The organism is Segatella copri (genome assembly GCF_051861805.1).
Lineage (GTDB): Bacteria > Bacteroidota > Bacteroidia > Bacteroidales > Bacteroidaceae > Prevotella > Prevotella copri_M.
In genome coordinates this window covers 2,920,755-2,943,917 of sequence record NZ_CP146520.1, presented here as the reverse complement: position 1 = coordinate 2,943,917, position 23,163 = coordinate 2,920,755, and the positions used below count along the sequence as shown (strand labels likewise).

Sequence of the window (23,163 nt, the reverse complement as noted above, 5' to 3'; positions counted from 1 at the left end):
TGCACCAAAAGTGTGGAAAAGACGTTATGCGATTCGTGGAGGTAGGCTACTGTGAAGCAGCCTGCCTTTTTTCATATATTTGCATAGTTTATTTATTAAGCGTATGTATATAATAAGGTGAAACAATAGAAATCTAAAAACAAATTCGATAATTAAAAATTAGAAAATATGATGAAACCAAAGTATCTACTCTTCTCGGCGGCATTGCTAGCTATGACGCAAGCTGTGGCGCTGACTCCGGTAAAGAAGCAAATCAGTAAGGTGGCTGCTCGAAACAAGGTTGCGGCTGCTGCGAATGCGGCTAGAGCGAATGCTTCTGCTGCGAGTGTGGCTAATGCGCCTATAGATAAGGATGCGCCGGCTTATAGAATCGTGGGCAAGGATTCCACTTGCCAAATCTTCGTTTATTCTCCTGCGGCAGACCAGGGCTTGCATCTGGCTTATCTTACCGACGATGATCGCTGGGTGGATGTAGGTCAGCTCTGTGCCAGCGACTTCGGTCCGTGGGGCAGCGAGAAGAAGATGTATCGCCCGTTTGTGATGAAGGCGAACGATGGCACCTGGCGTGCGCTCTGGAGTGTGAATACCCGTTCGCCTCAGTTTGCCGTGGCTTATTCAGAGGATTTGGTTACCTGGCGCCCTCAGGATTATCCTATCATGAAGGAGAAGGGTATCAAGGATGTGGCAGCCTATCAGATGGACGACGGATCTTTCGATATCTATCTGAAAACAGCCAAGGGCAAGCGATATGTGCATGCCGACAAGGATTTCCGCACCTTTGAAGAGGATTCGCTGGAAGCCACAGCCGACGATGTACTCTGGCAGCGTGATACGGCTACCATCAACGGTAAGCTGGTGGAAGGCAACGATTTCGAGATTCCTGCCATCCATCTCAACTATATCCGTGCCTGGCACAAGGCACTAGCCGAGGAAAACAGAGAGAACTGCAGACTCCTGCCTCATAACGAAGCTGAGCTTCAGGCTTATCTGAAGGAAAAGAATGTAGAGCTGGCTGCAGGCAACGAGGTTTCTGCCCAGCTTCAGATCAAGGCTCAGAAATCGCATCGCATCTCAGACAAGCTCATCGGTATCTTCTTCGAGGATATCAGCCGTGCTGCTGATGGTGGCCTTTGTGCCGAGCTGCTGCAGAATGGCGACTTTGAGTATAACGGAGAAAGAAAAGGCTGGAATGCCATCACGGCATGGCAGGGATTGAATTTGCAGGTGGGTTCATCATCTGCCACTCTTTCATCTTCATCATCATCTTCTTCAGAGACTTCAACCTCTGTTGTTTCTTCAGAGAATGGTGTGAGCCAGAACAATCCTCATTATGCCATCCTGGGCGAGACACCTATTTATAATATAGGCTGGGAGGGTATCACCGTGAAGCGTGCTGCCTACGATGTGAGTCTCTATGCCCGCTGCATGGATGGCAAGAAAAAGCAGCTTACCGTGGCCTTGGTGGATGCTGAGAACCAGATAGTGGCTCAGGCTAAACTGAAGGTGCAGGGCGGCGAATGGAACGAATATAAGACCCAGCTCGTGATTTCTGATAAATATAAGGGTGAACTGGGCAAGGATATCCGTTTTGCCGTTATCCCTAAGGGCAAAGACAGAGTGGCTGTGGATATGCTGAGCCTCATGCCGCAGGATACCTATAAGGGACATGGACTGCGCAAGGATCTGGCAGAGGTAATCGCAGATTTGAAGCCTCGCTTCGTAAGATTCCCGGGCGGCTGCATGCTTCATGGTCAGGGCTTGGAGAACATCTATCACTGGAAGGAGAGCGTGGGTCCGCTGAAGGACCGCAAGCCGGCTAAGAATATCTGGAATTATCACCAGACTCGCAAACTGGGCTTCTTTGAGTATTTCCAGTGGTGCGAGGATATGGGAGCAGAGCCGCTGCCAGTGTTGGCAGCAGGTGTGCCTTGCCAAAATTCACAGCCTAATGCTCAGGACATCTGCGGTCAGCAGGGTGGTATCCCGATGGCTGATATGCCTCAGTATGTTCAGGATGTGCTCGACCTGGTGGAGTGGGCGAATGGCAATCCAGCCACATCGAAGTGGGCAAAGATGAGAGCTGATGCCGGTCATCCCGCTCCATTCAACCTGAAGATGGTGGGAATCGGTAACGAAGATTTGATTTCCACCGATTTCGAGCAGCGTTATCTGATGATATGCAAGGCCCTGAAGGAGAAGCATCCAGAGATAGAGGTGGTAGGCACTGTAGGTCCGTTCCACTATCCATCTTCTGATTATATCGAGGGCTGGAAGATTGCCAAGGAGAACAAGAAGTGGATTGATGCGGTGGACGAGCACTATTACGAAAAACCAGGATGGTTCATCAACCATCAGGACTATTACGATAACTATGACCGCAAGGCTCCGAAGGTATATCTGGGCGAGTATGCTGCCAATGGCAATAATGAGTTGGACCGTGCCCTGGCAGAAGGCATCCATCTCTGCAATGTAGAGCGTAATGGTGATGTGGTAGAAATGACCTCCTATGCTCCGTTGCTTTGCAAGAATGGTTATAGCAACTGGAATCCGGATATGATCTACTTCGATAACAGCGAGAAAATCCGTCTCACTGAGAGCTACAAGATGCAGAAGATGTTCGGTCAGCATGCCGGCGATACTTACATTGCTTCAGAGTTGAATCTTCCTGCTGCCTTGCAGCGTTATGTGGGAACCAGTGTGGTGAAGGATTCAAAGACGGGCAAAACGTGGCTCAAGGTGGTGAATGCCTTGCCTCGTACGCTCAAGCTTCAGGTAAATGGCCTTGGCAGCAAGGCTGTGGAAGTAAAAGCCCGTTCTTCGCAGGTCTTCGAACTCTAGGATAATTCCTATTTTCTATACAAGGGTAAAAGCATCAAACTTAATTCTGTATTGATGCTTTTGCCCTTCTTTTTTTTGCTCAATATCTCGTGAAACGTGCGTTTTAGCTGATAATTTGTTAGAATAAAGCTTTGTTTTATAACAAAATTCGTGATTTTTTGAAAGTTTATACGAAATTTGTTGGTTATTACATAAATTCTCATTATCTTTGCAGACAAAAATAAAGGATGAGGTCTCGAAAGAGTCCTTTTCGTAGTAACGAACAAGAAAAATAAAAGAGATAATTCAATATGAAACATCCATTAAGAAGTAGCGTCTGTACTGAAGGCAGAAGAATGGCAGGTGCCCGTGCACTTTGGGTAGCTGCTGGTATGAAACATGAGCAGTTTGGCAAGCCAATCATCGCTATCGTGAACAGCTTTACACAGTTTGTTCCAGGTCATACTCATCTTCACGAGATTGGTCAGATTGTCAAGAAGGAAATTGAGGCTATGGGTTGCTATGCAGCCGAGTTTAATACCATCGCTGTGGATGATGGTATCGCTATGGGCCACGACGGAATGCTCTATTCTTTGCCAAGCCGTGACATCATCGCTGATTCTGTGGAATATATGGTCAATGCTCACAAGGCGGATGCCATGATCTGCATCTCCAACTGTGACAAGGTGACTCCAGGTATGCTCATGGCATCTATGCGATTGAATATCCCTACCGTGTTCTGTTCGGGTGGTCCGATGGAGGCTGGCCGCTGGAAAGGCGAGAATGCCGACTTGATTACCGCAATGATCAAGGGTGCTGATACCAGCATTTCTGACGAGGAGATGGAGCAGATTGAAAAGTGTGCCTGCCCTGGTTGCGGAAGCTGCTCGGGTATGTTCACAGCCAACTCCATGAACTCTCTTACCGAGGCTATCGGTTTGAGTCTTCCGGGAAACGGAACCATTCTTGCTACCCATAAGAACCGCATCGAACTCTTCAAGGAGGCTGCCCGCCAGGTGGTTAAGAATGCATACGCATACTATCAGGATGGTGACGAGAGCGTTTTGCCACGCAATATCGCTACCCGTGACGCCTTCCTCAACGCCATGACACTTGATATCGCCATGGGCGGTAGCACCAACACCGTGCTCCACCTGTTGGCTGTGGCTCAGGAAGCTGGTGCCGACTTCAAGATGGAAGACATCGACGCTTTGAGCCGCAAGGTGCCTTGCCTCTGCAAGCTCTCTCCTAATACTCAGAAGTATAGCGTGCAGGAGTGCAACCGTGCCGGTGGTATCCTGGGCATCTTGAACGAGTTGAACAAGGGCGGACTTATCAATGGCAACGTGATGCGTGTGGATGGTCATACCCTTGCAGAACAGATGAAGAAATATGATATCACAGGTGCTAGCATCGACCCAGAGGCTGACAAAATCTATCATTCTGCCCCTGGCAGAAAGTTCTCTACCCAGATGGGTAGCCAGGATGCACAGTGGGAGAGCCTTGATACAGACAGAGAAAATGGTTGTATCCGCGACTTGGAGCATGCTTACACCAAGGATGGCGGTTTGGCAGTGCTCTTCGGTAACATCGCCCAGAATGGTTGCGTTGTGAAGACTGCCGGTGTTGACCCAGTGCTTTGGCACTTCGAGGGTCCTGCCGTATGCTTCGACTCTCAGGAGGATGCCTGCGAGGGAATCTTGGGTGGCAAGGTGAATTCTGGCGATTGCGTAGTGATTACTCACGAAGGTCCTAAGGGCGGTCCTGGCATGCAGGAAATGCTTTATCCTACCTCTTACATCAAGAGCCGTCACCTCGGAAAGGAATGTGCGCTCATCACCGATGGCCGCTTCTCGGGTGGTACTTCTGGCTTGAGTATCGGTCATATCAGTCCTGAGGCTGCTGCCGGTGGCAACATCGGTAAGATCAAGGATGGCGATATCATCGTTATCGATATTCCTAGCCGTTCTATCAACGTGAAGCTTTCTGATGAGGAACTCGCAGCGCGCCCACAGCAGCCTTTGAAGCGAAACCGTGTGGTTAGCAAGGCTTTGCGTGCCTACGCCCAGAGCGTAAGTTCTGCAGATAAGGGCGGTGTGAGAATCATCGACTAAGGTACGGGAATCATCGACTAATAGAGAAAAGATAACAAGTTTTTGAATTTTCAGAATAATAACAGATAAATGGCAAAAGAAGTAATAACAGGAGCTGAAGCATTGATGCGCTCGCTGCATAACGAAGGGGTTAAGACCATCTTCGGCTATCCGGGCGGTAGCATTATGCCAGTGTTTGATGCGCTGTATGGTTACACGAGAGGAGAGAAGAAGATGTTCGATCACATCTTGGTTCGTCACGAGCAGGCTGCTGCTCACGCTGCACAGGGTTATGCCCGAGTCAGCGGCGAAGTGGGTGTGACTCTCGTAACTAGTGGTCCTGGAGCAACTAATACGCTCACCGGTATTGCTGATGCCATGATGGATTCTACACCTATCGTGGTCATCGCCGGACAGGTGGGTGTGGGCGCTTTGGGTACTGATGCCTTCCAGGAGGTTGACCTGGTGGGCGTTACCCAGCCTATCTCTAAGTGGGCTTATCAGATTCGCCGTCCTGAGGATGTGGCATGGGCTGTGAGCCGTGCGTTCTATATAGCTCGTAGCGGCCGTCCGGGTCCGGTGGTTCTCGACTTCACCAAGAATGCCCAGGTTGCTACCTGCGAGTGGGAACCGGTGAAATGCGAGAAGGTTACATCTTACAATCCATATCCTAAGATTGATGAGAAGGCTGTGGCTGAGGCTGCAGAACTCATCAATCAGGCAAAGAAGCCTTTTGCCCTCGTGGGGCATGGTGTAGAGCTGGGAGGTGCCCATAATGAATTGTTGGAATTCCTGGAGAAGGCAGACATCCCGGCAGGTCGCACCCTGCTCGGTCTTTCTGCTCTTCCTAGCAATCACCCTCTCAACATGGGTATGCTCGGTATGCATGGTTCCTATGCTACCAATATGAAGACCCAGGAGTGCGATGTGCTCATCGCCATCGGTATGCGTTTCAGCGACCGTATCACGGGCGTTCCGTCTAAATACGCCAAGCAGGCTAAGATTATCCATCTGGATATCGACAAGTCGGAAATCGATAAGGTTATCAAGACAGATGTGGCTGTGATTGGCGATTGCAAGCAGTCGCTGCCAGCCATCACCCGTCTCCTGAACAAGAATGTTCACCGCGAATGGAGAGATTCCTTCGAGGAATATCGCCAGCAGGAGCAGGAGAAGGTGATAGAAAAGGATATCCATCCTACAGAAGGACCTCTGCTCATGGGCGAGGTGACCAATGTGGTGACAGAAGCTACTCATAATGAGGCGGTTCTCGTGAACGATGTAGGTCAGAACCAGATGATCAGTAGCCGCTACTTCAAGTTTACCAAGAAGTTGAGCATCGTGACCAGTGGTGGTTTCGGAACCATGGGCTTCGGTCTTCCAGCAGCTATCGGTGCTACCTTCGGTGCTCCAGACAGAACTATCTGCTGTTTCTTCGGTGATGGCGGATTCCAGATGAACATCCAGGAGTTGGGTACCATCATGGAGCAGCAGGCACCGGTGAAGATGATTCTCCTGAACAACAACTATCTGGGTAATGTGCGCCAGTGGCAGGATCTGATGTTCGAGGGACGTCACTCTTTCACCCACATGCTGAACCCACGCTATGAGGAAATCGCCAAGGCTTATGGCATCCCATACGATGTGGTTATCGACCGCAAGGACTTGAAGGAGAAGGTAGAGAAGATGATAAGCACCAAGGGACCATATCTTCTGGAGTGCGCCATCAAGGAAGACGAGGACATCGTTCCGATGACCCTGCCTGGAAAGAGTGTGGATGAAATGCAGCTTGAGCTTCACTATTAATAAAGAAAAGAATTATGGAGAATAACAACGAAAAGAAATTATATACGTTGCTTGTCTATTCTGAGAATATCGCTGGTATTCTGAATCAGATTACAACTGTGTTCACTCGCAGACAGGTTAACATCGAGAGCTTGAATGTATCGGCTAGTAGCATCAGGAATATCCATAAATACACGATTACTGTGTGGAGCGACGCTGAGCAGATAGAGAAAATCAACAAGGCGATTGAAAAGAAGATTGATGTGGTGAAGAGTGATTACTACACCGACGATCAGATTTTCATTCACGAGGTGGCACTCTTTAAGATTTCTACTCCTGTCTTGTTGGAAAATCCAGAGGTATCCCGCACCATCCGCAAGCACGATGCTCGCATGATGGAGGTGAATCCTACCTATAGCACCGTGCTTTTGGCAGGACTTACCGAGGATATCGCCGACCTCTTCCATAAGCTGAATAGTTTCGACTGTCTCCTGCAATATACCCGAAGTGGACGAATTGCCGTAACCCGAAGCTTCGACGAGCCGGTTTCCGACTATGTGAAGCAGAATTCAGAAGGATAATCCATTTATGATTCAATAGATCCCTTTGTTCCTTTGATTTGAAAATCAGAGGAACAGAGGGATTTTTGTCTTATATACAAGCATATTTTTCGTCCTTTATGCAAACAGGGCTTTTGCTATACAATATAAGCCGGAATTTTTCGCTATATATATAATGACGTTATATATATAATAACGCTATATATATAATAAGGTGTAAACGAATAAAAGAAATTAGTATGAAACCAGAATTATTAAGTAAAGTAGGTCGCTATGAGTTTTTGGCAGAACCCTTCCATTGCGACTTTTCCAGTCATCTCTTCATGGGACACCTGGGCAATCATCTTTTGAACGCAGCCGATTTTCATAGCAACGACCGTGGCTATGGCATGAATTATCTGATGCCTCGCCACAAGACTTGGGTATTGAGCCGTCTTGCCGTAGAAATGATAGAAATGCCAAAATCATACGATAAGTTCTTCGTGGAAACATGGGTAGAGAGTGCCATGAAGTATTTCACATCCCGTGATTTCAAGATTTGCGGAAAAGATGAGAAAGTGTATGGCTATGGCAAGAGTGTTTGGGCGATGATTGATACGGAGACCCGACAGCCTGTAGATATTTTTGAAATTAATGATGGTCTGATCAAGGAATATATCGAAACTGAAAAACTTTGTCCTATTGCTGCAAGTTCCAGAGTGAAGATGAGCAAGGAGGCAAAGCTGCTCCGCACCATCGATACCTATTATAATGATGTGGATGTAAACGGGCATATCAACTCCGTAAAGTACATCGAACACATCCTCGACCTCTTCGACATCGATTACTATTTGACACATTTCTTGCAAAGATTCGAGATAGCTTATGTTGCCGAGAGCCATCAGGGTGACAAATTGAAATTCTATATGGAGCAGGTAGAAGACGAAGAATTCTGCATAAAAATAACAAAAATATGCAGAAATGACGAAAATGAGGTGGAAATCGTAAGAAGTAAGCTAAAATTTATAAAAAAGTGATAGAAAAATTTGGTAGTGTCATTTTAAATCATTACCTTTGCACTCGAAATAAAGAATAAACCCAGTGCCGCTACCTTGGATAGGCAGTGGACGGATCAAACAGGCTCTCTTTGGATAAGAATACAGCTCGCATCCGTATGGACAAGTATAACCCGTGGCTCCATAAAGGTAAGCCGCACAAATTAAATTACAATTATGGCAGAAATGAATTTCGGTGGCGTAATGGAAACTGTTGTCACCAGTCATGAATTTTCATTGGAGAAGGCACGTGAAGTATTGAAGAACGAAACTATCGCAGTTATCGGTTATGGTATCCAGGGTCCTGGTCAGGCTTGTAACCTTCGCGATAATGGTTTCAATGTCATCGTCGGACAGCGTCAGGGTAAGACCTACGAGAAGTGTTTGAAGGATGGCTGGGTACCTGGCAAGACTTTGTTCTCTATCGAGGAGGCAGCTGAGAAGGGTACTATCATCTGTATGTTGCTTTCTGATGCCGGTCAGATTGCTTGCTGGCCAAAAATTAAGCCACACCTCACAGCAGGTAAGACTTTGTATTATTCACATGGTTTCGCTATCAACTGGAGCGATCGCACAGGCGTAGTTCCACCTAAGGATATTGATGTTATCATGGTTGCACCTAAGGGTTCTGGTACTTCTCTCCGCACAATGTTCTGCGAGGGTCGTGGTTTGAACTGCTCTTACGCTGTATATCAGGATGCATCTGGTAAAGCAGAGGAAAAGACTATTGCATTCGGTATTGGTATCGGTGCAGGTTATTTGTTCAAGACTACATTCCAGCGTGAGGCTACTTCTGACCTTACTGGTGAGCGTGGTTCTTTGATGGGTGCTATCGAGGGTCTGTTGGAGGCTCAGTACGATGTACTCCGTGAGAATGGTCACTCTCCATCTGAGGCATTCAACGAGACTGTTGAGGAGTTGACTCAGAGCCTTGGCCCTCTCTTCGGTGCTAAGGGTATGGATTGGATGTATGCTAACTGTTCTACAACAGCTCAGCGTGGTGCTCTCGATTGGGCTCCTCGTTTCCGTGAGGCTATCAAGCCAGTTATGGAGTGGTTGTATTACTCTGTTAAGACTGGTAATGAGGCTCAGATTTCTATCGACAAGAACTCTCAGGCTGATTACCGTGAGAAGTTGAATGCTGAACTCGAGGCTATGCGCAACAAGGAAATGTGGCAGGCTGGTGTTACAGTACGTAAACTTCGCCCAGAGAATAACTAATTTTTTTCTCGTACATAATGTTTTAAAAGGGGACGGACCGAGATGGTTCGTCCCCTTTTTAATGTGATTGATCAGAAGATATTTTGTGGCTTTATCAAAAGATGAAATTCTTGAGCATCTTTATTTATATAATCAGTGTAGGATGCTCAAGAGTTTCAATCCTTTTTTTCTATGATATGATGGTCTTCTATGATGATCTGGTTTTCTGCTACCTTCCTGCGGAGTTCCTTCTCTCTTTCTTCTGTCTGATCAGCCAGGCATACGTCGCATTGCTTGCAATCTCTGTCGTTCTCTTCTCCAAAATAGGCGAGTAGCTGTCTTGATCGGCATACCTCGTCGTTCTTGGCATAGCGAATCATGCTTTTGATGCGTTTCTCGTATTGCTCACGTCTCGACTCCCATACTTCTTTAGGAATCACTACTTTGTCTCCATCCACCCTGTCGCGGGTATAACTGATAAAAGGTATCTTGCGGCGAGGGATAAATTGGATGATATGGCGGGCTGCCAGACTCTTGAGAGCAAAATATACCTGCTGGATGGTTAGCTCTGCCTGCCGGGCTATCAGCGCCTCGTCGATATAGGTAAGATCAACAAAGAGACTTCCGTAGGAGCGTAGTAGGGCGGTGACGACGGCATCCTGGCTTGGAGCGAGCTGATCTAGCTGGTAAAGGTCGTTTCTGCCTAGCAGGAACATCACTCGTGCCTTGCCGTCGGGATTATCCTCATAATGCAGATATCCGCTTCTCTCCAGAATGCGAAGAGCTGCATCTACCTTGGTAGGGAAGTACTTGTAGGTGACGCAGAATTTCTCTATGTCAAACTCAAAGGTCTTGCCCTGTCCGCTGCCCACACCTATCTGGTAGAAGTAAGCCAGATGCTCATAAATGTCTTGTATGAGTTCTTTGGATGGGAAGGTGTCATCCACTCGCTTGCATAGCTTCAGCTCGTCGTGCTTGTTGTAGAGAAGTACGGCGTATGATTTCTGTCCGTCTCTTCCCGCACGTCCTGCTTCCTGGAAATAGGCTTCCAGCGAGTCTGGACAGTCTATGTGAATCACCACGCGTACGTCTGGCTTGTCGATGCCCATACCGAAGGCGTTGGTTGCACACATCACCCTTACTTCGTCCTTCTGCCATGCTTTCTGGCGCTGGTCCTTTACGTCGGGATCAAGACCGGCATGATAAAAGGTGGCGGTGATACCTTGCTGTGAGAGCAGCTGTGCCATCTCCTTGGTTCGCTTTCTGCTGCGGGCATAAACGATGGCAGAGCCACCCACGCTTTGCAGGATATGAATCATTTCGCCCTGCTTATCCTCTGCTTCGCGTACTACGTAAGCCAGGTTCTTGCGCTCGAAACTCATCTTGAAGACATTCTTTTCCTTGAAATGGAGCCTTTCCTGTATGTCGTCTACTACTTCGGGGGTAGCTGTGGCGGTAAGGGCAAGTATCGGAATGCCAGGTTTCATCTCCCTGATGCTGGCTATCTGCAGATAGGAGGGGCGGAAGTCGTAGCCCCACTGACTGATGCAGTGGGCTTCATCTACTGTGATAAAACTTACATGGATGTGGCGTAATTTGGTTTGAAACATATCCGAGGCAAGTCTTTCGGGCGAAACATACAGTATCTTCACACCTCCGAAGATGGCATTGTCGAGGGTTTGCAGGATTTCGCTTCTCGATTTGTCGGCATAGATGGCATCAGCCAGGATGCCATGTTCCCTGAGGTGCTGCACCTGGTCTTTCATCAGGGCGATGAGAGGGGTTATCACGATGCATACCCCTTCCTGTGCCAGGGCTGGCACCTGGAATGTGATTGACTTGCCACCGCCCGTAGGCATAAGACCGAGGGTATCCCGTCCGCTGGCAATGCTCTCAATGATATTGCGCTGAATGCCTCGGAAATCGGGATACCCCCAGTATTTTTGCAGAATAGATTGAAATTTATCTGCCATAATCTTCTTTCTTTAATCGTTAGGACGGATATCTTCTATCTGAAGCTGTACTTGGTTCTTCTTGAAGATATTGTCTTCGATGGTGTAAACAATGTCGAAACTGCGGCGGCTCTTGATGTAGCGGGCTGCTGCACTCTGTCCGAAGGCTATACCGTTCATGACAGTGCTCGACTTTGAATCCACCAATTCCAGCTTGATGTGTTCCTGTTCTCTACCCACCACCTTGCTGGTTCCGTAGTCGTATACCTTTCGGGTACAGAACACTGGTTTAGGGTTGCAGGGACCGAATGGCGAGAATCGCTTCAGGTCGGCATGCAGCTGCTTGCTGATGTCCTTGAAATCTATCACGGCTTCTATATTAAGCAGGGCTTCCGTCTGTTCGGGAGCGATGTGTTCTGCCACATATTTCTGGAATCTGTCTCTGAATTCCTTGATATGTTCCCATCTCAGGGTAAGACCGCATGCATAGGTATGACCTCCGAAGTTCACGAGCAGGTCGCGGCAACTCTTGATGGCAGAATAAACGTCAAATCCTGTCACGCTGCGGGCTGAACCTGTTGCCAGTTCTCCTTCGCGGGTCAATACCACGGTAGGACGGAAGTAGATTTCCGTGAGTCTTGAGGCTACGATGCCGATGACTCCCTTTTTCCATCCCTCATCATAGAGCACGATGCTTGAGTTGTGCTTCTGGGTTTCCAGTCTTGAAACAATCAGGTTGGCTTCCTCTGTCATCTGCTTGTCGATGTCCTTGCGCTGTTCGTTGTATTCGTTGATGTGCTTTGCCATGTGCAGTGCATGCCCATAGTCACGTTCCACCAGCAAATCTACGCTTTCCTTGCCATTCTCCATGCGGCCCGAAGCATTGATTCTAGGACCAATCTTGAAGACGATATCGCTCATGCCCAGCTCTCGCCCGTTCAGGCTGCAGATGTCGATGATGGCTTTCAGTCCGATGCTCGGGTTGGTGTTGAGCAGTTTCAAGCCATGGAAAGCCAGAATTCTGTTCTCGTCGACTACAGGCACGATATCCGCAGCAATGCTCACTGCACAGAGGTCGAGCAATGGGATGAGTCGGGAGAACGGAATGTTGTTGTTCTTGGCAAAGGCCTGCATGAACTTGAATCCCACGCCGCATCCACAGAGGTGCTTGAATGGGAATGGATCATCCGGGCGCTTGGGGTTGAGTATAGCCACAGCGGGTGGCATCACATCGTCGGGAACGTGATGGTCGCAGATGATGAAGTCTATGCCAAGGCTTTTGGCATATTCAATCTCCTTGATGGCCTTGATGCCGCAATCGAGGATGATGATGAGTTTCACACCAGTTTCATGTGCAAAGTCTATTCCCTTTTTGCTTACTCCATAGCCTTCGTCATATCGGTCGGGGATGTAGTAATCGATGTTGGAATAGAATTGCTGCAGAAACTTATACACCAATGCTACAGCCGTGCAGCCGTCTACGTCGTAATCGCCGTAAACGAGAATGCGCTCCTTGCGTCCCATGGCATCGTTGAGGCGGTCTACGGCGATATCCATATCCTTCATCAGGAAAGGATTGATCAGGTCGGAAAGCTGTGGACGGAAGAATCGCTTGGCTGCCGACTCGGTCGTAATGCCTCGATGGATGAGAAGATTCGCCAGGATAGGGCTGATGCTGAGCTTCACGGCCAGTTCGTTAGCCGTTTTTTCTTGCTCCGGTGAAGGTTCTTCGTAATTCCATTTAAAATGCATTTTTAATTATTTTTATTTCTGCCCCCAAAGTTACGAAAATAAAATGACAAACGGAAACTTTTTCCTAGGAATTTAACATAATTACGAAGAAATAATAAAAAAAGGCAGCAAACCAAGGTTTGCTGCCTTTGAATATTTTGTTTTTATTAGATTCCGAGCTTCTTGCGGATATCCTTAGGGATGGCGTTCTTGTTAACCATGAAGTCCATAGTCTTGTAAGCTACGAATGCCTTGGTCATGTACCAGGTGCCCTTGTAGTCACCATACTCACCCCAAGAGTTCTTTACCATATAGTACTCCTTGCCGTTCTGGTCCTTTGCGATACCGTAGATGTGCATTCCGTGGTCGTCTGTTGTCTCCCAGTTGTCGAATGCTTCCTGGCGCATAGCCTGTGTAGGAACCACCTCGGGAGCGTTTACGCCGAGTGAATCGAACTTCTCCTTCTTCTCGTCCTTAGAGAGCTTGAACCAGTGGTCAGCGTCTGTACCTGCCATAGAACGTACCTTCTTCACGTCGTAAGCGATACCGAGACCCTTGCGTGTGAAACCGTCCTCTGTTACGTCACCGCCCCAAGCTATGGTATAGCCATTGTTTACGGCGTTGTCGATAATCTTGCAGAGGTCGTCCATAGGAACGTTGTAGCTCAAAGGCCAGCGCCAGTTGTCCTGTACCTCAACAGCAAACTTGCTCCACATTGGATGGTGGGTGTAGCTGGTGATGGTTACGTAATCATCGAGGTTCAGACCGAGGCTCTTGCAGAAAGTCTCTGGAGTATACTGCTTGCCCTGGTAAGTGAACTTTTCAGGAGCCTTGCCGATGTATGAGTCGATGATGCCCTGAAGACCGTTCTTCCAAGCTGGAGAGAGCTTCTTGGCTGTGCTCTTAGCCACTGCCTCTACGTATGGAGTCATTACGTCGAAGAACTCGCCGAAGTTAGCCAGTGAGTCGCCTGTCATTGTACCTGGAGCTGGCATAGCATCCTCTGGTACGATGCCATAGTGCTGCAAAGCATAGAGAACATCGTATGCGCTACCACCCTGAGAGAAGCTTACGTCGCCGTGCATTCTCACTGCCATTGTGGCGCGGTCCATATAAGTCTTGTTGGCAACGAACATCTCGCTCAGGTTGAATGTCTTGCCTGTATTCTTCAAAATCTCGCTCTCGAAGAAGCTGAGAGTAGAGTAAGCCCAACACGTACCGCTACGGTTCTGGTCCTTGATGCTTGTGATAGGATTCTGCTTCACTACTGTGAAAACAGGCTTGTTCTTAGCGATGGCTGCTGAATCTGCAGCATTCTTAGCGCTTGCACCAGTAGCAACCATGGCCAACATGGCTGCGACAATCATTGATTTCTTCATGAATTTTTTTCTCTTTAAATTAATAATGTAATTGTATTATCTCTCTTTAAGATAGAATCTTCTCTTGTTAATGGCAGTTTCGCCTAGCGGATTTCTTCTCTGTTGGCTGCCATGTATTCCTCAACATCCTTTGGATGGTAAGGGATGCGGTCCTTGCCCAGGAATCTGCAACCATCCTTGGTGATGAGAACATCGTCCTCAATACGGATGCCACCGAAGTCCTTGTAAGTCTCAATTTTATCGAAGTTGAGGAACTCTGCACAGTGACCTGACGCCTTCCAGTCGTCGATGAGGGCTGGAATGAAGTAAACGCCCGGCTCGTCTGTTACTACGAAACCTTCCTGGAGTCGGCGACCCATGCGCAGGCAGTTGGTACCAAACTGTTCCAAGTTAGGACGTACTTCCTCGTCGAAGCCTACGTTAATCTGGTCGAGGTTCTCCATGTCGTGTACATCCATACCCATCATGTGTCCCAATCCGTGAGGCAGGAACATAGCGTGGGCACCAGCCTTTACAGCTTCCTCTGTATCGCCCTTGGCAAGACCGAGTTCCTTCATGCGGTCGAAGAGCAGGCGGCAAACACCGAAGTGAACATCTGCCCATTTTACACCTGGCTTTGCTACTTCGAGAGCATAGTCGTGGCAAGCTTCTACGATGGTGTAGATTTCCAGCTGGCGCTGGCTGAACTTACCGCTCACAGGCATGGTACGGGTATTGTCTGAACAGTAGTTGTTCATGGTCTCAGCACCCGCATCGCAGAGTGCCAGTCTGCCTTCCTCCAACAAGTTCATTGATGGATAGCCATGCTGAATCTCGCCGTGCTGGCTGAAGATGGTTGGGAAGCTGACCATTGATCCGTAAGAATGTGCGATTCCGCTTACCTGACCGGCTACGTATTTCTCTGTGATACCTGGGCGAACCAGTTTCATGGCTGTGGTATGCATCTTGTAGCCGATGACTGCAGCACGCTCCAGCTCTTCGATTTCCTCCTGGGTCTTGGTAGAGCGCATCTTGACTACGGCCTTAATCAGGTCCATGCTGGCTTCTTCCTTCTGCTGAACAGGGTGGATGCCGAGCAAGTCGAATACCTGAAGCTTGATGTCGTAGCGGTAAGGAGGCAGGAAGTGAATCTTGCGCTTCTTCGACATGGCATCGTTGCAGATGGTCTTGAGAGTCTTCATTGGCGCAGAGTTATGAACACCCACCTGTTCTGCCAGGTCGTGTACGCTGTCTACGCTTCCATACCAAACAATGTCAACCAGGTCGATGTCGTCACCGATCAGAGTCTCGATGTCGTTATCTATATCAATCACACCAACCAATCCTTCGCGCTGCTGTCCGAAGTAATACAGGAAAGTAGAGTCCTGACGGAATGGATAATATCCGTTGTTTGGGAAATTACATGGTGAATTGTTGTTTCCGAAAAGAATGATCACGCCGCTCTTTACAAGCTTCTTGAGCTCCTGGCGACGGCTGATATAAGTGTCCTTGCTAAACATATTTTTAGAATTTTACTTTATTTTGCTGCAAAGTTAGCAAATATTTCGCAAAAATGTATTATCTTTGCAAGCAAAAATAAAATATTCGTGTGAATTTATAAATAATTAATACATTCATGCGCTTTTTGATGGTAAATTGTAATGAAAATCGTAAAGAATACGCTTGTTTATTGCATGTTTGCTATCAGATTGAAAGCTATAATTGAAGAATAAAAAGCAGTTAAACAGTTATGAAGATAAAATTGAGAAATACAGGATTGGTATTAGAGGGTGGAGGCATGCGTGGTGTATTCACCAGTGGTGTGCTGGATGCCTTCATGAAGCATGATGTGTACTTTCCTTACACGGTGGCGGTATCGGCTGGAGCCTGCAATGGCATGTCGTATATAAGCCGTCAGCCTCGCCGTGCCCGAATTTCAAACATTGATTATTTGGCGCGTTATCAGTATATAGGTATTCGCCATCTCGTTACCCAGGGATGTATCTTCGACCGTAAGTTGCTTTATGATAAGTTCCCGAACCAGTTGCTTCCTTATGATTTCGACACCTTTTTTAAATATGCCGATGGCTTCGAAATGGTTACCACCAATTGTCTTACGGGACTGCCTATGTATCTTTCGGAGAACCACGACCGTCAGCGTGCCCTCGATATCGTGCGTGCTTCCAGCAGTCTGCCCTATGTGAGTAAGATTGTGAATGTGGATGGCATTCCGATGTTGGATGGTGGCATAGCCGATAGTATTCCTGTGCAGCGTGCCTTTGATAAGGGTTTTGAGCATAATGTGGTTATCCTGACACGTAACAAGGGGTGGCGAGATACGGGTAAGGATAGGAAGCTACCTTATTTATATAAGAACTATCCGCGTCTGCGAGTGGCACTGAGCCGTCGCCACAGGGCTTATAATGAGCAGATTCAACTGGTCGATGATCTGGAGGCTGCAGGAAAGATTACCTGTATTCGCCCGATACGTCCGATGGAGGTGGGACGCATAGAGAAAGATACCGCCAAGTTGGAGCGGCTCTATGAAGAGGGCTTCTTGCTGGGTGAAGCTTTCTGCGAGAAATATCTGTAAAATGAACTATAATAATAAAAATGAATATAGCTTGCTCTTTCTCTGGAATTCCAGGCAACGGGCAAGCTATATTTCAATTTATGCTGGTGCTCCGTAAATTTCTGTTATTTGCAGCAGATTCTTCCGTTTGGTGGCATCCATGATTAGAAATAGATCAATGAGCCACCAAATGCCACAATCTCCACATGTTAGCAATTTGATGATACCTAATCCCACATCACCAATGTAAATTCTGTCGATTCCCCATGATCCAACTATGATTGACAATATGATTGAAATCGTTGGGTCTTTGGCTTGTGCTAAAATAATACTAGCTGTATTGTAATCCATAGACAGTAATTTTTCCCTTACAGTAAAGATGGATTCAATAGGCAACTTGTTTCCATATATCGCAATAAGTTGTTCTACTTGTTGTTGTTCCATACATTAAGTTTTATATGTTTAATATGTTTCTGACTATAAACCAAATAAAAAATGTTGTTACATATATTCTTATAGCTATGTTGCTCTCAAATATATTTTTCATCTTTGTCTTTGTTTTGCTGTCAGGCAAATAATATGATATCACTACTAATATAAAATATGGTAATGCATATAGTAAATAATAGTTATATTGGTATGCTTTAGCTAAATTTCCTTGCAGTGCAGCATGAATAAACCTTTGTATTCCACAAGCGGGACAATTTAATCCTGTCAAAATCTTGATAGGGCACTTTGGCCAAAACCAATACTCTGAAGGGTTGTATTTGTATAGCAAAGGCAGACCAATGATAACTATTATTAATAGAGTGTATTTATTGATGTATTTCAATTTACAATTGAGATGCTATTGCTGCACCATAAAAGATGACATAAATCACTTGGATAACGAGACCAACAACAATACCGATAATACTCCATTTCTTGGCATCTTGTGCCATCAGAGCAGCGGCTTCGTATTGCTTTGTTAGGTAAAGTCCATTAACTTTACTAGCCTTAATGATACCAACTATACCAAATGGTAAGCAGCAGCATACGGTGCAAGCAATTGCCAAAACCATATTGTTGTCTGGTTTAGGTGGCATAGGTGTAGAAACTTGTTGTTCTAAATGGTTTTGTTCCATAATTCTAACTGATAGACCATTTATTAGTTATTTTCTTATGGTACAGTCTGGTCTTTTTCGCTGCGCCTAAGAACTTTATGTTAATTGTTGTTTATTCCTCAAGCAGGTCTGGGCGCAGGCGCTTGGTTCGCTCCATGGCTTGGTCGAACTCCCATTGGCGTATCTTCGCCTCGTTGCCGCTCAGAAGAATCTCTGGCACTTTCCAACCCTTGTAGTCGGATGGGCGGGTGTAGATAGGAGCTGAGAGGATATCGTCCTGGAAACAGTCGGATAGGGCACTCTGCTCGTCGCTGATAACGCCCGGTACCAGTCTGATCACCGCATCCGAGATAATTGCTGCAGCAAGCTCTCCACCTGTGAGCACATAGTCGCCCACGCTGATTTCGCGGGTGATGAGGTGGTCGCGCACACGCTGGTCTATTCCCTTGTAGTGACCACAGAGAATGATGAGGTTGCCACCCAGCGACATTTCGTTGGCTATCTTCTGGTTGAAGGTTTCGCCGTCAGGAGATACGTAGATCACGTCGTCGTACTCACGTTCTGCCTTCAGTGCCGTGATGCATCGGTCGATAGGCTCGCATTGCATCACCATGCCGGCACTTCCACCGTATGGATAGTCGTCCACTCGCTTCCATTTATCTAATGTATAGTCGCGCAAGTTGTGCAGATGAATCTCTGCGAGACCCTTCTTCTGCGCGCGTGCCAGAATCGACTCGTTGAAGAAGCCTTCCAGCATCTCTGGTAATACTGTAATAATGTCTATTCTCATATCATCTGCAAAATTAATAAATAATGTAGTAAGTTCCAAATCTTTTTCATCTTTTCTTTGTTTTTTGAGCCGAAAATTTGTTTTTTGCAGCTAAAACAAGTGGTTTGCTTGAAAATCGTAATTTTAGCGTGTTGGCACCAAAATAAGGTTGATTATTGCATAAATATGCAACAAATTCATCAAAAACAAAGAAATTTAATAGCAAAATGATAAATAATCGTGAAAATGTGCTACTATTTGAAGAAAAAGTCGTATATTTGCAAACAAAATCGCTCGATTAGGGTACATCGCATAGAAAAATGGTGTGCGTACACACGAGTGCATGGTTAATTTAATAATAGTGAATAAGATGATACTGGACATTGAAATGCTGAGAAGCTTTTATGCTTCGTATTCGGAAAGTGTAAAACAGGCGAAAGCTACTGTAAAACGACCTCTCACTTACGCCGAGAAGGTGCTCTTTGCGCATCTTTTCGACCCATCTGAGTTGCGACCATATAAAAGAGGTGTAGAATATGTGGATTTCCGACCTAACCGCGTGGCGATGCAGGATGCTACTGCTCAGATGGCGCTCTTGCAGTTTATGAACGCCGGTAAGGACAAGGTGGCAGTGCCTGCATCAGTACATTGCGATCACTTGATTCGTGCCGACGTGGGTGCTACACAAGACCTGCCTGAGGCATGCAAGACTAATAAAGAGGTATATGACTTCCTGAAGTCGGTATCTCAGAAATATCACATCGGATTCTGGGGACCAGGTGCTGGTATCATCCATCAGGTGGTACTTGAGAACTATGCCTTCCCGGGAGGTATGATGGTGGGTACTGACTCCCATACCCCAAACGCCGGCGGTCTCGGTATGGTAGCCGTGGGTGTTGGTGGTGCCGATGCCGTGGATGTGCTTACAGGTCAGCCTTGGGAGCTCAAGATGCCACGCCTCATCGGTGTGCATCTCACAGGCAAGCTCTCCGGATGGGCTACTCCTAAGGATGTGATTCTCGAAATCCTGGGCATCCTCACCGTGAAGGGTGGTACCAATGCCATCCTCGAATACTTTGGCGAGGGCTTGGATAGCATCTCTACCACGGGTAAGGCTACCATCTGTAACATGGGTGCAGAGCTGGGTGCTACCTGTTCTATCTTCCCATTCGACCAGAATGCCAGCGAATATCTTCGCAAGACGGGTCGTGAGGAGATTGCTTCTCTTGCCCAGAAGAACGCTGCCGAGCTTCGTGCCGACGATGAGGTACTTGCCAATCCGGCTGCTTTCTACGACCAGATTGTAGAAATCGACCTCTCTAAGGTGGAGCCACATCTCAATGGTCCGTTTACTCCGGATGCAGCAACTCCTATCTCTCACATGAAGGCGAAGGGACCTGCCAACGACTATCCAATGGTTGTTGAAGTGGGATTGGTAGGTAGCTGTACCAACTCTTCCTATCAGGACTTGGCCCGTGCTGCAAGTGTAGCCCGACAGGCTTACGAGAAGGGAATCCAGGTAAAGGGTCAGCTTATCATCAACCCTGGTTCTGAGCAGATTCGCTATACTGCCGAGCGTGACGGAATCCTCGATGACTTCAAGAAGATTGGAGCCTTGATCATGACCAATGCCTGCGGTCCTTGCATCGGACAGTGGAAGCGTCATACCGATGACAACACCCGCAAGAATGCCATCGTTACTTCTTTCAATAGAAACTTCCGTCGTCGTGCAGATGGCAACCCTAATACATTTGCCTTCATCGGCAGCCCTGAGCTCACCGTGGCTCTCACCATTGCCGGCCGTCTGGATTTCAATCCAGCCACCGACACCTTATTAGATAAGGATGGCAACAGCGTGAAGCTCGATGCGCCTACCGGTTTCACCTTCCCTCCTAAGGGATTCGCCGTGGAAGACAAGGGCTTCATCGCTCCTAGCGAGGCGAATGCCAATATCGAGGTAGTGATTGCTCCAGACAGCAACCGCCTGCAGAAACTGGCTCCATTCGCTCCTTGGGATGGTAAGGACCTGGTAGATATGCCTCTCCTCATCAAGACCGAGGGCAAGTGTACCACCGACCACATCTCTATGGCTGGACCATGGTTGAAGTTCCGTGGACATCTTCAGAACATCTCTGACAACCTGCTGATGGGTGCCGTCAATGCCTTCAATGGCGAGAGCAACAAGGTGAAGAACCAGTTGGATGGCAAGTATGTGGAGGTTTCTACCGCAGCCAAGGCTTACAAGGCACAGGGCATCAGCAGCATCGTGGTAGCAGAGGATAACTATGGCGAGGGATCATCCCGTGAGCATGCAGCCATGGAACCTCGTTTCCTGAACGTGAAGGTGATTCTTGCCAAGAGCTTCGCCCGTATTCACGAAACCAACTTGAAGAAGCAGGGTATGCTCGCCCTTACATTCTGCAACAAGGATGATTATAATAAGGTACAGGAAGACGACCGCATCTCACTCACCGGACTGAAGGAGTTTGCGCCAGGTTCTAAACTCACTGTCACCCTGAAGCACAAGGATGGTTCTGAGGATAGTTTCGAGGTTGAGCATACTTATAATGATACACAGATTGCATGGTTCAAGGCCGGTTCTGCATTGAACTTTGCTGCAAAGAAGTAATCTTGCAGCAGGAAAAGTAACAGTTTGTGCCATGCAACTTAAAAAGTAACAGTTATGAATAAAGAGTATTTGATATATAAATTAAGCGATGAGGTAAAGAACTCATGCAAGATAGATAAGGAGGCATTTACCAAGTTCAACGTGAAGCGTGGACTTCGTAATGAGGATGGCTCTGGTGTGCTGGTCGGACTGACCAACATCGGTAACGTTGTGGGTTACGAACGCGATGAGAATGGCAAGCTGAAGCCTACCGAGGGTAAGCTCTATTATCGTGGCTACGAGCTTGACGACCTCGTTACTCCTCTCTTGAAGGAGAAACGATTCGGTTTTGAGGAGGTTGCCTTCCTGCTCCTTTCCGGTCAGCTGCCGGATAAGGAGGAGCTGGAGGCTTTCAAGGAACTCCTCAACGACAACATGCCGCTCGACCACCGTACCATTACTCACATCATCGAGCTGGAGGGTTCTAACATCATGAACATCCTGGCTCGTTGCGTGCTCGAAATGTACACCTTCGATCCGAACCCTGACGATATCAGCCGCGATAACCTGATGCGTCAGAGTGTGGAGTTGATTGCGAAGTTCCCAACCATCATCGCCTATGCATACAACATCTATCGTCACTCTGTGCAGGGCAGAAGCTTGCACATTCGCCATCCACGCGAGAATCTCTCTATCGCAGAGAATTTCCTCTATATGATGAAGCACGAGAACTACTCTGAGCTGGATGCGCGTATGCTCGATCTGCTCCTCATCATTCAGGCAGAGCATGGTGGTGGTAACAACTCTACCTTCACGGTGCGTGTCACCTCTTCTACCCGCACGGATACCTACAGCTCTATTGCTGCCGGTATCGGTAGCTTGAAGGGTCCTCTTCATGGTGGTGCCAACATCAAGGTTATCAATATGTTCCATCATCTGAAGGAGGCTATCAAGGATTGGACCAATGTCAACGAACTCGATATTTACCTGAAGCGCATGCTCAATAAGGAGGCTTATGATAAGACGGGTCTTATCTATGGTATCGGCCATGCCGTGTATACCTTGAGCGATCCTCGTGCCGTAGAGCTGAAGCGACTGGCTGGCGAACTTGCCAAGGAGAAGGGTAGAGAGGATGAGTACAACTTCCTGAAGCTCATAGAGCAGGAGGGTATCAAGTGCCTGCAGGAGCATCGTGGCGGCAGCAAGCCAGCTTGCGCCAACCTCGACTTCTATAGCGGCTTCATCTATGAGATGATTGGTCTGCCTCAGGAAATTTATACGCCTATCTTCGCTATGGCCCGTATTGTGGGCTGGACTGCCCACCGCATCGAGGAACTCAACTTCGAGGGTCGTCGCATCATCCGTCCTGCTTACAAGAATATCCTGGGTGAGTTGGATTATACCCCATTGGATGAGCGATAAAAAGACTGTTTTATGGGTGCGAGATAAAAAAGCATCACATCTAGAATGATTGATTGTATAAAAAAGACAATGCTCCAGCGAGCATTGTCTTTTTATGTTTATAGGGTAGTTTCTAAGTTTATTTAGTAAAGTTCTGTTTGAAACGAAGATTTTTATTTA

Annotated in this window: 17 protein-coding genes; 9 read left to right on the top strand and 8 right to left on the bottom strand. The window is 47.4% G+C overall.

Annotated elements, in window-relative coordinates; translation table 11 throughout:
- Positions 1-168 precede the first annotated feature (168 nt).
- The 6 genes from V8Z93_RS11665 (at position 169) to ilvC (ending at position 9,510) form a co-directional block, all read left to right on the top strand.
- Positions 169-2,838, top strand: coding sequence for an alpha-L-arabinofuranosidase C-terminal domain-containing protein (locus tag V8Z93_RS11665; protein WP_439431589.1), 2,670 nt, complete (start codon positions 169-171; stop codon positions 2,836-2,838).
- A 290-nt stretch (positions 2,839-3,128) separates the two neighbouring features.
- Complete coding sequence (gene ilvD / locus V8Z93_RS11660) at positions 3,129-4,931, top strand: dihydroxy-acid dehydratase (RefSeq protein WP_439431588.1); 1,803 nt, start codon at positions 3,129-3,131, stop codon at positions 4,929-4,931.
- Between the two features lie 69 nt (positions 4,932-5,000).
- Positions 5,001-6,716 carry a biosynthetic-type acetolactate synthase large subunit gene (gene ilvB, locus V8Z93_RS11655; RefSeq protein ID WP_439431587.1) on the top strand — a complete coding sequence of 572 codons (1,716 nt, stop codon included), beginning with the start codon at positions 5,001-5,003 and terminating at the stop codon, positions 6,714-6,716.
- A gap of 14 nt (positions 6,717-6,730) precedes the next feature.
- Positions 6,731-7,276 carry an acetolactate synthase small subunit gene (ilvN, locus tag V8Z93_RS11650; RefSeq protein WP_439431586.1) on the top strand — a complete coding sequence of 182 codons (546 nt, stop codon included), beginning with the start codon at positions 6,731-6,733 and terminating at the stop codon, positions 7,274-7,276.
- A gap of 218 nt (positions 7,277-7,494) precedes the next feature.
- On the top strand, positions 7,495-8,271 hold the full coding sequence (locus tag V8Z93_RS11645) for an acyl-[acyl-carrier-protein] thioesterase (RefSeq protein WP_439431585.1): 777 nt from the start codon (positions 7,495-7,497) through the stop codon (positions 8,269-8,271).
- Positions 8,272-8,466: 195 nt separating this feature from the next.
- Positions 8,467-9,510 (top strand): ketol-acid reductoisomerase, encoded by a 1,044-nt coding sequence (ilvC, locus tag V8Z93_RS11640; protein WP_089543564.1) that lies wholly within the window; start codon positions 8,467-8,469, stop codon positions 9,508-9,510.
- 155 nt (positions 9,511-9,665) lie between these two features.
- Here the strand turns inward: ilvC and V8Z93_RS11635 are convergent, their stop codons facing one another.
- The 4 genes from V8Z93_RS11635 to V8Z93_RS11620 form a co-directional block, all read right to left on the bottom strand.
- A complete protein-coding gene (locus tag V8Z93_RS11635) occupies positions 9,666-11,462 on the bottom strand; it encodes a RecQ family ATP-dependent DNA helicase (RefSeq protein WP_439431584.1) in 1,797 nt (598 codons plus the stop codon).
- Positions 11,463-11,474: 12 nt separating this feature from the next.
- Positions 11,475-13,193, bottom strand: coding sequence for a single-stranded-DNA-specific exonuclease RecJ (gene recJ, locus V8Z93_RS11630; RefSeq protein WP_203039876.1), 1,719 nt, complete (start codon positions 13,191-13,193; stop codon positions 11,475-11,477).
- 146 nt (positions 13,194-13,339) lie between these two features.
- Complete coding sequence (locus V8Z93_RS11625; RefSeq protein WP_203039874.1) at positions 13,340-14,551, bottom strand: aminopeptidase C; 1,212 nt, start codon at positions 14,549-14,551, stop codon at positions 13,340-13,342.
- 83 nt (positions 14,552-14,634) lie between these two features.
- Entirely contained in the window at positions 14,635-16,050 is a 1,416-nt protein-coding gene (locus V8Z93_RS11620; RefSeq protein WP_203039872.1) for an aminopeptidase P family protein, read from the bottom strand.
- 230 nt (positions 16,051-16,280) lie between these two features.
- On the opposite strand from V8Z93_RS11620, the gene V8Z93_RS11615 reads away from it, so the two are divergent.
- Positions 16,281-17,123, top strand: coding sequence for a patatin-like phospholipase family protein (locus V8Z93_RS11615; protein WP_439431583.1), 843 nt, complete (start codon positions 16,281-16,283; stop codon positions 17,121-17,123).
- A 78-nt stretch (positions 17,124-17,201) separates the two neighbouring features.
- Here V8Z93_RS11615 and V8Z93_RS11610 read toward each other — a convergent pair whose 3' ends face one another.
- From V8Z93_RS11610 to trmD, 4 genes are all read right to left on the bottom strand, one after another.
- Positions 17,202-17,546 (bottom strand): TM2 domain-containing protein, encoded by a 345-nt coding sequence (locus tag V8Z93_RS11610; protein WP_439431582.1) that lies wholly within the window; start codon positions 17,544-17,546, stop codon positions 17,202-17,204.
- A 10-nt stretch (positions 17,547-17,556) separates the two neighbouring features.
- Entirely contained in the window at positions 17,557-17,820 is a 264-nt protein-coding gene (locus V8Z93_RS11605; protein WP_238405836.1) for a DUF2752 domain-containing protein, read from the bottom strand.
- A 115-nt stretch (positions 17,821-17,935) separates the two neighbouring features.
- Positions 17,936-18,226 (bottom strand): CD225/dispanin family protein, encoded by a 291-nt coding sequence (locus V8Z93_RS11600; RefSeq protein ID WP_178709173.1) that lies wholly within the window; start codon positions 18,224-18,226, stop codon positions 17,936-17,938.
- A gap of 91 nt (positions 18,227-18,317) precedes the next feature.
- Positions 18,318-18,995: a tRNA (guanosine(37)-N1)-methyltransferase TrmD gene (gene trmD, locus V8Z93_RS11595; protein WP_203039868.1), complete on the bottom strand. Its 678-nt coding sequence runs from the start codon at positions 18,993-18,995 to the stop codon at positions 18,318-18,320.
- A 349-nt stretch (positions 18,996-19,344) separates the two neighbouring features.
- Here trmD and V8Z93_RS11590 point away from each other — a divergent pair, with 349 nt between their 5' ends.
- Both V8Z93_RS11590 and V8Z93_RS11585 read left to right on the top strand, forming a co-directional pair.
- Positions 19,345-21,603 carry an aconitate hydratase gene (locus V8Z93_RS11590; RefSeq protein WP_217763462.1) on the top strand — a complete coding sequence of 753 codons (2,259 nt, stop codon included), beginning with the start codon at positions 19,345-19,347 and terminating at the stop codon, positions 21,601-21,603.
- A gap of 54 nt (positions 21,604-21,657) precedes the next feature.
- Positions 21,658-23,004, top strand: a complete 1,347-nt coding sequence (locus tag V8Z93_RS11585) for a citrate/2-methylcitrate synthase (RefSeq protein WP_203039866.1) — start codon at positions 21,658-21,660, stop codon at positions 23,002-23,004.
- The last annotated feature ends 159 nt before the right edge of the window (positions 23,005-23,163 follow it).